The 12,072-nt window shown below is 70.2% G+C and carries 11 protein-coding genes and 1 pseudogene; 8 read left to right on the forward strand and 4 right to left on the reverse strand.

Annotation, left to right across the window (positions count from 1 at the left end; translation table 11 throughout):
* Positions 1-6 precede the first annotated feature (6 nt).
* Positions 7-1,437, forward strand: coding sequence for a dipeptidase (locus IEZ04_RS03805; RefSeq protein WP_189215131.1), 1,431 nt, complete (start codon positions 7-9; stop codon positions 1,435-1,437).
* A gap of 110 nt (positions 1,438-1,547) precedes the next feature.
* A complete protein-coding gene (gene nudC / locus IEZ04_RS03810; RefSeq protein ID WP_189215132.1) occupies positions 1,548-2,495 on the forward strand; it encodes an NAD(+) diphosphatase in 948 nt (315 codons plus the stop codon).
* A gap of 297 nt (positions 2,496-2,792) precedes the next feature.
* Here the strand turns inward: nudC and IEZ04_RS03815 are convergent, their stop codons facing one another.
* The gene (locus IEZ04_RS03815; protein WP_229820815.1) at positions 2,793-3,908 is read right to left on the reverse strand and encodes an aldo/keto reductase; all 1,116 of its coding nucleotides are present in this window, start codon (positions 3,906-3,908) and stop codon (positions 2,793-2,795) included.
* Here IEZ04_RS03815 and IEZ04_RS03820 point away from each other — a divergent pair.
* Together IEZ04_RS03820 and IEZ04_RS34585 are read left to right on the forward strand one after the other, a co-directional pair.
* Entirely contained in the window at positions 3,834-4,892 is a 1,059-nt protein-coding gene (locus IEZ04_RS03820; protein ID WP_189215133.1) for an AraC family transcriptional regulator, read from the forward strand. The genes IEZ04_RS03815 and IEZ04_RS03820 overlap by 75 nt on opposite strands.
* Positions 4,893-4,988: 96 nt before the next feature.
* Positions 4,989-5,192 (forward strand): annotated as a pseudogene (locus IEZ04_RS34585) (XRE family transcriptional regulator); the annotation flags it as partial.
* Positions 5,193-5,301: 109 nt separating this feature from the next.
* Here the strand turns inward: IEZ04_RS34585 and IEZ04_RS03825 are convergent.
* Complete coding sequence (locus IEZ04_RS03825; protein WP_189215403.1) at positions 5,302-5,559, reverse strand: mycoredoxin; 258 nt, start codon at positions 5,557-5,559, stop codon at positions 5,302-5,304.
* Between the two features lie 185 nt (positions 5,560-5,744).
* Here IEZ04_RS03825 and IEZ04_RS03830 point away from each other — a divergent pair, with 185 nt between their 5' ends.
* From IEZ04_RS03830 to IEZ04_RS03845, 4 genes are all read left to right on the forward strand, one after another.
* Positions 5,745-7,946 (forward strand): ATP-dependent DNA helicase UvrD2, encoded by a 2,202-nt coding sequence (locus IEZ04_RS03830; RefSeq protein ID WP_189215134.1) that lies wholly within the window; start codon positions 5,745-5,747, stop codon positions 7,944-7,946.
* A gap of 164 nt (positions 7,947-8,110) precedes the next feature.
* Positions 8,111-8,434, forward strand: coding sequence for a hypothetical protein (locus IEZ04_RS03835; protein WP_189215135.1), 324 nt, complete (start codon positions 8,111-8,113; stop codon positions 8,432-8,434).
* Between the two features lie 175 nt (positions 8,435-8,609).
* Positions 8,610-8,975, forward strand: a complete 366-nt coding sequence (locus tag IEZ04_RS03840; protein ID WP_189215136.1) for a WhiB family transcriptional regulator — start codon at positions 8,610-8,612, stop codon at positions 8,973-8,975.
* Entirely contained in the window at positions 8,972-9,295 is a 324-nt protein-coding gene (locus tag IEZ04_RS03845; RefSeq protein WP_189215137.1) for a putative WhiB-interacting protein, read from the forward strand. The genes IEZ04_RS03840 and IEZ04_RS03845 overlap by 4 nt, the downstream gene beginning before the upstream one ends.
* A 150-nt stretch (positions 9,296-9,445) precedes the next feature.
* On the opposite strand, the gene IEZ04_RS03850 is transcribed toward IEZ04_RS03845, so the two are convergent.
* Together IEZ04_RS03850 and IEZ04_RS03855 are read right to left on the reverse strand one after the other, a co-directional pair.
* A complete protein-coding gene (locus IEZ04_RS03850; protein ID WP_189215138.1) occupies positions 9,446-10,843 on the reverse strand; it encodes an ABC1 kinase family protein in 1,398 nt (465 codons plus the stop codon).
* Positions 10,836-12,053 carry a ThiF family adenylyltransferase gene (locus IEZ04_RS03855; RefSeq protein WP_189215139.1) on the reverse strand — a complete coding sequence of 406 codons (1,218 nt, stop codon included), beginning with the start codon at positions 12,051-12,053 and terminating at the stop codon, positions 10,836-10,838. The genes IEZ04_RS03850 and IEZ04_RS03855 overlap by 8 nt, the downstream gene beginning before the upstream one ends.
* Positions 12,054-12,072 lie beyond the last annotated feature (19 nt).

Here is a 12,072-nt window from a genome sequence, read left to right on the forward strand (position 1 = left end):
GTGAGCATGAGCAAGACCGTCGACGAAGCCGTCAGCGCCGACAGCGCCACGCACGCTGTCCGCACGTACATCGAGAACCACCGCACCGCCTTCCTCGACGACCTCATGGAATGGCTGCGCATCCCGTCGGTCTCGGCCCAGCCGGAACACACCGCGGACGTACGGCGCAGCGCGGACTGGCTCGCCGCCGCACTGAGGCGGACCGGCTTCCCCACCGCCGAGGTCTGGGAGACGCCCGGCGCCCCCGCCGTCTTCGCCGAATGGCCCTCCGACGACCCGGACGCCCCCACGGTCCTCGTCTACGGACACCACGACGTCCAGCCCGCCGCCCGCGAGGACGGCTGGGACACCGAACCGTTCGAGCCCGTAGTCCAGGGAAACCGCCTCCGCGCGCGCGGGGCGGCCGACGACAAGGGCCAGGTGTACTTCCACACACTCGGCGTCCGCGCCCACCTCGCCGCCACCGGCCGCACCGCCCCGGCCGTCCACCTCAAGATGCTTGTCGAGGGCGAGGAGGAGTCCGGCTCCCCGCACTTCCGCGCCCTCGTCGAACAGCAGGCCGACCGTCTCGCCGCCGACACGGTGATCGTCTCCGACACCGGCATGTGGGCCGAGGACACGCCCACGGTGTGCACCGGCATGCGCGGCCTCGCCGAATGCGAGATCGAACTGCACGGACCCGCCCAGGACATCCACTCCGGCTCCTTCGGCGGCGCCGTACCGAACCCCGCCACCGCCGCCGCCCGCCTCGTCGCCGCCCTGCACGACGAGCACGCGCGCGTGGCCGTCCCCGGCTTCTACGACGGTGTCGTCGAGCTCACCGACCGCGAGCGCGCCCTCTTCGCCGAGCTGCCCTTCGACGAGCGGAGCTGGCTGGACACGGCCCGCTCGACGGCGACGCACGGAGAGGCCGGGTACACCACCCTGGAGCGCATCTGGGCCCGCCCGACCGCCGAGGTCAACGGCATCGGCGGCGGCTACCAGGGCCCCGGCAGCAAGACGATCGTCCCCTCCTCGACCACGGTGAAGCTCTCCTTCCGGCTGGTCGCCGGGCAGGACCCGGACCACATAGAGAAGGCCGTCCGCGACTGGGCGGCCGACCGGGTACCGGCGGGCATCCGCTGCGAGGTCAGGTTCGGCGCGGCCACCCGCCCCTGCCTGACACCGCTCGACCACCCGGCCCTGCAGTCCGTCGTCCGCGCGATGGGCCGCGCCTTCGGGAAACCGGTCCGCTTCACACGAGAAGGCGGCTCCGGGCCCGCGGCCGACCTCCAGGACGTCCTCGGCGCACCCGTGCTCTTCCTGGGCGTCTCCGTCCCCTCCGACGGCTGGCACGCGCCGAACGAGAAGATCGAGCTCGACCTGCTCCTCAAAGGCGTCGAGACCAGCGCCCACCTGTGGGGCGAGCTGGCCGGGAACCGGTACGAGGCACACTGAGGAAGGGCCCGCACCCAGCCACCCGCCCGTCCGCCCGCCGTACATCCCGCCGAACCGACCGCCGAGCAGCCCGTCGAGACACCGTTCCCCCGGGGGAGTTGGAAGCACCTGTGACCACCTGGACCGACCACACCGCCGACCGTCCCATCTCGCTGACCGCCCCGAGCGGCATCGACCGGGCCGCCCACCACCGGCTCGACGAGGCCTGGCTCGCGGCGGCGTGGAGCCACCCCACCACGCGCTGTTTCGTGGTCTCCGGCGGACAGGTCCTGATCGACGAGACGGAGGAGGGCACCACCGAACTCGTCATGACGCCGTCCTTCGAGGCCCCGCTCACCGAGGCCCACCGCTACTTCCTGGGCATCGACGACGACGGTGTGAGCTACTTCGCACTCCAGAAGGACTCGCTGCCCGGCCGCATGGACCAGTCCGCCCGCCCCGCGGGTCTGCGCGAGGCCGGCGCGCTGCTCTCCCCGCGCGACACCGGCCTCATGGTGCACGCGGTCGGCCTGGAGAACTGGCAGCGCACCCACCGCTTCTGCTCCCGCTGCGGCGAGCGCACCGTCATCGCGGCGGCCGGCCACATCCGCCGCTGCCCCGCCTGCGGGGCCGAGCACTACCCGCGCACCGACCCGGCAGTGATCATGGCTGTCATCGACGACGACGACCGTCTCCTGCTCGGCCGCCAGGTGCACTGGCCCGAGGGGCGCTTCTCCACCCTCGCCGGTTTCGTCGAGCCCGGCGAGGCCATCGAGCAGTCCGTGCGCCGCGAGGTCTTCGAGGAGGCGGGCATCACCATCGGCGAGGTCCAGTACGTCGCCAGCCAGCCCTGGCCCTTCCCGTCCAGTCTCATGCTCGGCTTCATGGCCCACGCCACGTCCACGGAGGTCAACGTCGACGGCGACGAGATCGGCGAGGCGCGCTGGTTCTCCCGTGAGGAACTGCGCACCGCCTTCGAGTCCGGCGAGGTCCTCCCGCCCTACGGCATCTCCATCGCGGCCCGCCTGATCGAACTCTGGTACGGCAAGCCCCTGCCGAGGCCGGGCGGCGCGGTCTGACACGCGCGCCTGCTGTCCGGGGCCCGGACAGCACGAGGCGGCCCCTGAGACGTTCGGACGGACGCGAACGTCTCAGGGGCCGCCTCTAGGCCGCGGGACCGCTCCGCCGCGGCTGCCCGCGCCGTGCCGGCGCGCCGGCACGGCGCCGGTCGTGCGCGACCCGGCCGGGCTCCGCACCGCCGCCAGCGTCAGGGTGGCCAGGGAGCGCTACCCCGTGTCGGGGCTCGCCGACTGGGTTCACGGAGGAAGTCCGGCATCGACCAATCGATAGAGCTGGGAGGGAAACATGGATGATTCTTACGGGTGGGCGAATCGATTCTTCTCTACCCGTTCAGGTTCTGACCACAACGCGTGGGGGTATCCCAACTGTGGCGCGCTCACCTCATCCAGCCATTCGAGCTGACGCGTTGGAATTTCCAGATCGCTGGCCGCGAGGTTCGACGTGAGCTGATCTACGCTCCTCGGTCCGACGATGGGAATCACCCCCTTCGACATTGACCACTTGATCGCTACCCGCTCCGGAGTCGTATCGAGGTCCCGGGCGACGCTCTCGACGGCATCCAGAATTCTCGCCTTGGCGGGGGCGTCCTCCTTGTGCAGGAACTGGCTGATCGAGCTCTGTGCGCGACCTGTCGCGCCCCGCCGGTACTTGCCCGTCAGAAGACCACCGCCGAGAGGCGAGAACCCGAGGACGCCCAGGCCAAAGGCTTCTGCCATCGGTACCAACTCCCGGTCGGCGCTACGCTCGACGAGACTGTACTCGACCTGGATCGCCACGAGAGGGGCCCAGCCCTGCTGCTGCGCCAGGGTGGCTCCCGTCGCCACACGCCATGCGGGGAAATTGGAGAGACCGGCATACAGAATCTTACCGGCGCGCGTCAGGTCATCGAAGGCTCGCAATATCTCTTCGATGGGTGTGGATGCGTCGGCCACATGGGCCCAGAGCACGTCCACCCGGTCGGTGCCCAGCCGACGCAAGCTCTGCTCCAGAGACTGGATCATCGCTTTTCGGCTGTTCCCGGTCATTTGCAGGCCGCTGCTTGCCGAAGAACCCATGGTGTACTTCGTCGCCAGAACTATGTCCTCGCGATCCGAGGAGATAATGTCTGAGAGGTACTCCTCAGCATCCCCCGACTGATAGTTAGAAGCGGTATCGATGAAGTTTCCTCCCGCTTCTCTGTAGGTGTCATACATCGCCTGAGCCTCGACCGCATGCGCCCCATGCCCCCAGCCCATGCCGAAATTACCTGTCCCCAGCGACAGTTCCGATACTCGAAGCCCCGATCTGCCGAGAAATCGATATCGCATACGTTTCTTCACTCCTCGCGTCGATCCGGCATGAGCAGGCTCCTCACACCTGGCAGCTCCCGCCGCCAGGCACCCACCTTTCCCGTCGCTGAGCGTATAGTCCATAACGTGAAGTCCAGTGATGTTTATCGATCGTCCAGCGCTGAGGTCACCCTCGATGCGCATGACCCCATCCGGGACGTCCTAGCACTGGCGCGACCCCAGACCGTCGCTCCCGTCCCGCTTCACGCGACGGCGCCGTGGGGAGCTCGGTTCTCCCCCTTTCCGCACATCAAGCTCGGCGTGATAGTGGAAGGCGAGTGCTGGCTGTGCGTCGACGGACTGGAACCTATTCTCCTGAGCACGGGCGACTTCTATCTCCTCGGGAACCCACCCCCTTATGGCCTCGGGAGCTCGATCGAGGCAGCCCGAGCTCGCGACTCGTACGGGCCGCTCCGCAAGGAAACTCCCGCGAGTAGATCCGAGATCACTCAAGGCTCCGTCACGTATGCGTGCAGCGTCGACTTCGAGTTCCAAGGTTCCGATGCATCGACCCTGTTCTCATCGCTCCCCCCGGCCATGCTTGTCAAAGCAAACGATACTGACGGAAGGCTGCTCTGGAATATCGCGACCCTCCTCGTCCACGAGATTGAGACGCCAAAGGCGGGGCGGTCTCTTGTCCTAGAGCATCTAGCCCAGATCCTTCTGGTGCACATGCTGAGGTCGCACGCCGGTTCGTCCCATGAGCCCCTGGGGTGGCTCGCGTCGGTCGTCGACGATGGGATCGGGGCGGCGTTACGGGCTATGCATGCTGAACCGCGCCGTCGCTGGACGCTCGAAGAGCTCGCTAAGCTTGCGATGATGTCGAGGTCAGCCTTCGCTGCGAACTTCAAAAATAGAGTGGGGAGACCTCCTCTGGATTACCTCATTGAGTGGCGAATGCAGCTAGCGCGTGCCGCACTGCGCACGGAGGACTCCCTCACGGCCATAGCAGGAGCCATCGGATACCAGTCCGAGAGTGCTTTCAGTACTGCTTTTCGGCGCGTTGTCGGGATGTCACCGCGAGAGTTCCGCGTCTCCCTGCATGCGCAGCCGAGGGGCCGTAGGTAAGATGCTTCTGTTTACTTCTGATCGTCGAACTCGATCTTTCATGAGGGCTCGTCAGCTTGTCGACGGGCCCTTTGTGTGTGCGGTGGGTGTTGGTGCGGCAACCGGCTGACAACTCAAAGCCTGCCCGGAGCGTCGACCAACCCGGACAGTCCTCTGTCGCTTGATCTGATGGCCGGCAAGTGGGTCGGGTTCGGAAAGGACTTCGGCGTGAACACGGGACCGTGGGAGCTGCGCTGCGCCTGCTGGACCGATTCCACGGGTCGGGCGAGTATCGAGAGGTACTCGGCTCCACCGGAGTGAGGGAGTGCGGGCATCCCCGGGCGGTCCACCTTGGCGGGGCCAGCAGAAGACCCCCGTCTGTCTCTTCGTCGGACGGGGGTCACTCTGTGTGTAAGGGGGAGCCGGATCGTCAGACGCCGAGCGCCTGCTTCACCTGCGCAAGACTCGGGTTCGTCATCACGACCTCGGAGCCACCATCGGCGGGAACCACCTGAACGGTCGGAACCGTCTGGTTCCCGCCGTTCGCCTTCTCCACGAACGCCGCGGACTCCGGGTCCTGCTCGATGTTGATCTCGGTGTACGCGATGCCCTCGCGGTCGAGCTGGCCCTTCAGTCGACGGCAGTAGCCGCACCACGTGGTGCTGTACATCGTCACAGTGCCCGGCATGTCCAGGTGCTCCTTCGGCTCGAATGCGTCGTGGCTGTGAAAGGGAACGTACGCGAGCGGGCCGCCATTCCCGCACGCCACCCTGCCCGCCGCGCGCGGGAACGCCTCCCGCATTAGTACGACCGCGAGACCCTGCCTGTGGACAACGTGCGCGTCCGCCTCCGGCGACCTGGCAGCATGGCGGGGTGACAGCAGCAACGCACTCCACCCTGTTCCCGCAGGTTCCGGACACGCCCGACGCGGTGCTCGAGGGGCTCGACCCCGAGCAGCGCGAAGTGGCGACCGCCCTGCACGGTCCGGTGTGCGTGCTGGCCGGAGCCGGCACGGGCAAGACACGGGCGATCACCCACCGCATCGCCTACGGAGTGCGCGCCGGGATACTGCAGCCGTCCAGCGTCCTGGCCGTCACCTTCACCAACCGCGCCGCCGGAGAGATGCGCGGCCGGCTGCGCCAGCTCGGCGCCTCGGGCGTGCAGGCCCGTACGTTCCACTCCGCCGCGCTCCGCCAGCTCCAGTACTTCTGGCCCCGAGCCGTCGGCGGCCCCATGCCGAGGATCGTCGACCGCAAGATCCAGATTGTCGCGGACGCCGCCGCGGCCTGCCGCATACGTCTCGATCGCAACGAGCTGCGGGACGTCACGGCAGAGATCGAGTGGTCCAAGGTCACGCAGACCGTCCCCGGCGACTACGCGGCGGTGGCCGCCGAGCGCGGCCGCGACGCCCCCCGGGACCCGGCCGAGATCGCCAAGCTCTACGCCGCGTACGAGGACCTCAAGCGCGACCGCGCCCTCATCGACTTCGAGGACGTCCTGCTGCTCACCGTGGGTATCCTCCAGGACCGGCGGGACGTGGCGGAGCAGGTGCGCGCCCAGTACCGGCACTTCGTCGTCGACGAGTACCAGGACGTCAGCCCGCTGCAGCAACGCCTGCTCGAACTGTGGCTCGGCGAGCGGGACGACCTGTGCGTCGTCGGCGACGCCAGCCAGACCATCTACTCGTTCACCGGTGCAACTCCGGACCACCTGCTCGACTTCCGCACCCGCCACCCCGGAGCCACGGTCGTCAAGCTCGTCCGTGACTACCGCTCCACCCCCCAGGTCGTCCGCCTCGCCAACGGCCTGCTGGCCCAGGCCCGCGGCCGTGCCGCCCAGCACCGGCTGGAGCTGGTCTCCCAGCGCGCCCCCGGGCCCGAGCCCGTCCACACCGAGTACGGGGACGAGCCCGCCGAGGCCGAGGGGGCGGCGAGCCGTATCCGTGACCTCATCGCCTCCGGTGTCCCCGCGAGCGAGATCGCCGTCCTGTTCCGTACGAACTCCCAGTCGGAGATCTACGAGCAGGCCCTCGCCGACGCCGGGGTGCCCTATCAGCTGCGCGGTGCCGAGCGCTTCTTCGACCGTCCCGAGGTGCGCAAGGCGAGCGCCGCCCTGCGCGCGGCGGCCCGCTTCGGGGCCAACGACACGCTGCTGGACGACACCGTCGACCTGCCCTCGCAGGTGCGTGCCGTGCTGTCGGGCGAGGGCTGGACCAGCGAGCCGCCGGCGGGCTCCGGTGCGGTCAGGGAGCGCTGGGAGTCGCTGGCCGCGCTGGTGAACCTCGCGCAGGACTGCGCCGCCACCAGCCCCGGTGCCACCCTCGGTGACCTGGTCGCGGAGCTCGACGAGCGGGCGAACGCCCAGCACGCCCCGACCGTCCAGGGCGTCACACTGGCCTCGCTGCACTCCGCCAAGGGGCTCGAGTGGGACGTCGTCTTCCTGGTCGGTGTCGCCGAGGGCATGATGCCGATCACGTACGCCAGGACCGACGAGCAGATAGAGGAGGAGCGCCGCCTGCTGTACGTGGGCGTCACCCGGGCACGGGAGCGCCTCCACGTCTCCTGGGCCGTGTCCCGCTCGCCCGGCGGCCGGCCGAACCGCCGCCCCAGCCGTTTCCTCGACGGCCTGCGTCCCGGATCGTCCGCCGTCGCGGCCCGGAGCGGCGCGGGCGGAGCCGGAGGCATCGAGCGGAGCCTCACCGGCGGCAGCGCCACCGTCCCGGCCCCCCGGCGCACCAGCCGCACCCCGGCGCGCTGCCGGGTCTGCGGCCGCTCCCTGCGGGACGCCGGCGAGATGAAGCTGATGCGCTGCGAGGACTGCCCTTCCGACATGGACGAGGGCCTCTACGAGCGGCTGCGCGAGTGGCGCCGGATACAGGCCCGGAGCAGCGGCCAGCCGGACTTCTGCGTCTTCACCGACCGCACACTAATGGCCATCGCGGAAGCGGGGCCGAGCACTCCGGTTGAGCTCGCGCGCATCCCCGGCGTCATCTCCCGCAAGCTGCAGCGCTACGGCGCCGACGTTCTCGCCATCTGTGCAGGTCAAGAGGTTGCGGAAGAGGACCCGGACGACTGATGCGAACTCGTCGAAAAAATAGTTTGCGCGCGCCCCAACAATCCCCATAGGTTCTGAGGCACGAAAGCAGCGGCCTTCTCGGAGGCCCTGATTCCGTGATGTACTGCATATCCGTCGGGTCGGCTCACGCCGATCCCCCTAGACGCCGAGAGGAGGCGAGTTCAGTGATCAGCATCGAGACCAGCACCATCAGCAGCTTCAAAATGACCGATCGCTCGGCCGTCTCCCTGTGCATGCTCGGCGCCTCGATCCAGGGCACCGGTCTGTCCGGCATCCGTGCCGTTCGTCCGGAGTCCTTCCTGTCTCTCGCGGATCTCCCTGTCCGGGAGCGCAATGAGCGACCGACCAAGGCACTGGAAGCAGCAGTAGTGGCACAGGCGCAGGCCTATGCCTTTGCGGCGGCCGCCGGTGCCGGATCCCAGAAGCAGACGCAGCACCACACGATGTGGGCCTTCCGTGGGCCTGAACCCTGGAGTGATCCAGCCTGATCGGCGATCAGGCCGGCGCCTTCAGGGCCGCGGAACCCCACCCGGGATCCGCGGCCCTTCTGTTTGTCCCCGACCGGGGACGGCAGAGCGAGGGGCCTCGGGGACGAGACAAGTGCCCCGGCACCAGCCGCCACCCGGCCGACCGGCCGGAACGACCAGACGAGGAAGACGAACCGTGCAACTCGAAGCGCACGCCCCGTCCGCACCGCCTTTCCAGACACTCCCCCCGCCCGGCCCCACGGAGGACTCCTTGACCCCGCTCACCGCACTCACCGCGCTCGATGACGCCATCGAGAACCTGGGCGTGCCCGTCCCCTGCCGTTCCTACGACCCGGAGGTCTTCTTCGCCGAGTCGCCGGCCGACGTCGAGTACGCCAAGTCCCTCTGCCGCACCTGCCCGCTGATCGAGGCATGCCTCGCCGGCGCCAAGGAGCGGCGTGAGCCCTGGGGCGTCTGGGGTGGAGAGCTGTTCGTCCAGGGTGTCGTCGTGGCCCGCAAGCGGCCGCGTGGCCGCCCGCGCAAGAACCCGGTCACGGCATGAACACCGCAGGCACGATCGATCATCCCGTCACACACGACCCCAGTAAGCAGGCCCCGATGAAGCCGTCCGCCAGTGAGCCCGTGGGCTCCGCGAACCCAGACGTCACTACCACCGGCGCACACGACTCGCGCCAGAACAGGACCCGTGAGATGCAACTCATCCCAGAAGCCCTGGCCCGTGCGCATATGCAGGACCGTCTGCGGGCGGCCGAGCAGGAGCGCACGGCGGTCCGCCTGGTGGCGGCCCGGCGCATGCAGCGCCGCGCCGAGCGCGCCTCGATGCGGGCGCGGCGCGCGCTCGCCATGGCCGTCATGCACTAGCGCACGCCGCCGAGCGGATGACCGCGCAGAGCGCATCAGGGGGTCGGTCCGTCGGGGCCGGCCCCCTGCCGGTGGTGCGGTCGAGGGGAATCGGGTGTGTCGGAGAGCCCGAATGCCCTCAGCACGCCGCCCGGGTGGACGGCGACGGGCTCACGCCCCCGCCGCCGGTTCGTCCTCCTCCGGTTCGTCCTCCGCCGGCTCCGCTCGTCCTGACCCGGCCTCTGGCTCCGGTACGAACCCCGGCAGCCACTCCTCCAGCTCGTCCCGCAGCCGCACGGTCGCGCCGAGTTGGCACAGCACGCCGATGGTGCTCAGCGTCACCCGGTGGATCAGCAGGTACGACGGGGGCAGGTTGAGCTGCTTGCCCAGCCGGTGGGCCGGGGATCGCGGGTCGGCCACACGGGACGCCTGGGTACGCAGCCAGCTCCGGGTGAAGGTGAACTCGTCCGCCTGGGCCGGTTCGATGATCGGCAGGAGGTAGTCCAGCACCGCGTCGGCGTCCAGCTCCACGGACTCCTTGACGAAGCCCTCGGCGCGCAGCATCTCGTAGACCGCCTCGGCGCGCCCTTCGAGGGTCAGGCGCAGGGACTCGCCGATCGGTGCGGGCAGCCCGTCCGGGAGCCGGTCCACGGTGCCGAAGTCGAGGACGCCCAGACGCCAGCCGTTCTCCTCGTCCGGCAGCAGACGGAAGTTGCCCGGGTGCGGGTCGGCGTGCAGGAGGCCGGTGCGCGAGGGGCCGGAGAAGAGGAACCGGGCGAGGAGCTGGCCCGCGCGGTCACGCTGCTCCCGCGTGCCGTGGGCTATGACCTCCGACAGCGGTGTGCCGTCGATCCATTCGGTCACCAGCACCTGGTCGCACCGGTGGACCACGGCCGGTATCAGGACGTCGGGGTCGTCCGCGAACTCCTGGGCGTGCGCCTGCTGGGCCTGTGCCTCCAGGTCGTAGTCCAGCTCCTCGGAGACACGGTCGCGCAGTTCGGCGATCAGCGGCTTGATGTCCATGCCGGGGACCAGAGGGCCCAGGAGGCGGGCGAAGCGGCTGAGCTGGTTCAGGTCCGACAGGAGGGCCTCACCGGCGCCCGGGTACTGCACCTTGACCGCGACCCGGCGGCCGTCGTGCCATGTCGCACGGTGCACCTGCCCGATCGAGGCGGCCGCCGCGGGGCGGTCGTCGAACTCGGCGAACAGCTCCCGCCAGTCCTGTCCGAGCCGCTCCGCCAGCACGGAGTGCACCGTCCGTGCCGGCATCGGGGGCGCCGCCTCCTGGAGCCTGGTGAGGGTGGCGCGGTAGGGCCCCGCCACCTCCTCGGGCAGCGCCGACTCGAAGACGGACAGCGCCTGACCGAACTTCATCGCGCCGCCCTTGAGCTCGCCGAGCACCTTGAACAGCTGCTCCGCCGTGCGCTGTTGCAGCTCGCGGCTCACGATCTCCGCGGACTTGCCGCCGATGCGTTTGCCGAGTCCCCAGGTGGCGCGCCCGGCGAAGCCGATCGGGAGCGCGGCGAGCTTGGCGGTGCGGGTGACCGCCTTCCGGGGAAGATCAGACATGCGCCCTCCAGGTCCCGGACCGCCGTGCCGTGTGCGCCGTGCGGGACGAGCTCGTTGCCGGCTGTTGCTCTGCCATTGTCGCGTGCGGCTCTTCCTCCCCCGAGGGGTGCTTCCCGTTACCTTCACCTCTCTCCGCGGCGGCGCACGGGCATGCGGGATGTGGCCACACCGGTCGTGAGTGCCAGACGAGGTCCGGTGCCGCGACCTCCCAGCGGGTGCCCGCGCAGGACGGCAGCCGCCCGTCGAGGAAGGCGAGCGCGTGCGCCGCGGCGGTTCCGGCGACCGTCGCCGCCAGGGCCAGGTCGCAGGCCTCCACCCGGTGGGGACGGCCCGACCGCCACTGGGCGACCAGCCGCGGCCAGCACTCGTCCCGGTCGGCGCGGCCCCTGTCGAGGCAGCCCGCGCAGCCGGTCTCACCGGGCAGGACGAGCGGGCCGACGACGCCGGTGCCCTCGACGACTCCCGCGTGCAGGTGGGGCGTTCCGGAGGCGATGAGCTGATCGGTGTCGGCCGGGTCGGGGGCGTGGACGTCCACCGCGCGGCGCGGGGCGAGGATCACCAGACCGAAGCCGGGGTCCTCGCCCGCGGCGGCCGAGGCGGACACGCGCGGGGGACGGTCCGGCGCCGCCCGTCGCACCGCGCGGCGGGCCGAGAGGTCCCTGCGCTCGCCCACCGACTCGGCCGGCAGGCCGCCCGGTGCCACGTCCCCCGGGTCGACGTGGCCGCCGTCGCGTACGTCGACCTCGCCGACGCCCGCGCCCGCGAGGAGCGAGGCGACGGTAGAGCCGACCCGGCCCGCGCCGCGCACCTGGATCCGCAGGGTGCGGCGGGCGGCCAGGCGCGCCATGGCCTCTCCCGGTTCGCGGGCCACGAGGGAGAGCGCGGCGAGGTCGGGGCGCAGCCGCCGTATGGCCGTCTCCCTGCCGCGCAGGGTGTCCGCGGCCGGGCCGCCGCCTGTCACGTCGTCGAGCAGGCCCGCCGCGGCCAGGCGCTCCACCAGTGCGTCGACGCGGTCGTCGGTCAGGCCCATGCGGCGGCCCTCGTCGCGCAGGAGGGGCAGCCCGCGCGTCCCGTCCAGCAGGTCCAGGAAGCGGCCCGTCGCCCGGTCCATCGGGCCCAGCACCATGGCGTGCGCGGGTGCCATGCCGAACTGCGCGGTGTGGAGATCGAGCCAGCCGCGCCGCAGCGCGGGTTTCACCATCGGATGCATGATCGGCCCCCGTAGCCGT

Source organism: Streptomyces ruber (assembly GCF_014648075.1).
GTDB lineage: Bacteria > Actinomycetota > Actinomycetes > Streptomycetales > Streptomycetaceae > Streptomyces > Streptomyces ruber.

Bases quoted from the DNA above. Each gene is read 5' to 3' on its own strand.
- IEZ04_RS03850 (WP_189215138.1), bottom strand. From the start codon at position 10,843: ATGTCTGATCTTCCCCGGAAGGCGGTCACCCGCACCGCCAAGCTCGCC.
- IEZ04_RS03815 (WP_229820815.1), bottom strand. From the start codon at position 3,908: ATGGACTATACGCTCAGCGACGGGAAAGGTGGGTGCCTGGCGGCGGGA.
- IEZ04_RS03855 (WP_189215139.1), bottom strand. From the start codon at position 12,053: ATGCATCCGATGGTGAAACCCGCGCTGCGGCGCGGCTGGCTCGATCTC.
- IEZ04_RS03825 (WP_189215403.1), bottom strand. From the start codon at position 5,559: ATGCCGGGCACTGTGACGATGTACAGCACCACGTGGTGCGGCTACTGC.
- IEZ04_RS03845 (WP_189215137.1), top strand. From the start codon at position 8,972: ATGAACACCGCAGGCACGATCGATCATCCCGTCACACACGACCCCAGT.
- IEZ04_RS03805 (WP_189215131.1), top strand. From the start codon at position 7: ATGAGCAAGACCGTCGACGAAGCCGTCAGCGCCGACAGCGCCACGCAC.
- IEZ04_RS03820 (WP_189215133.1), top strand. From the start codon at position 3,834: ATGAGCAGGCTCCTCACACCTGGCAGCTCCCGCCGCCAGGCACCCACC.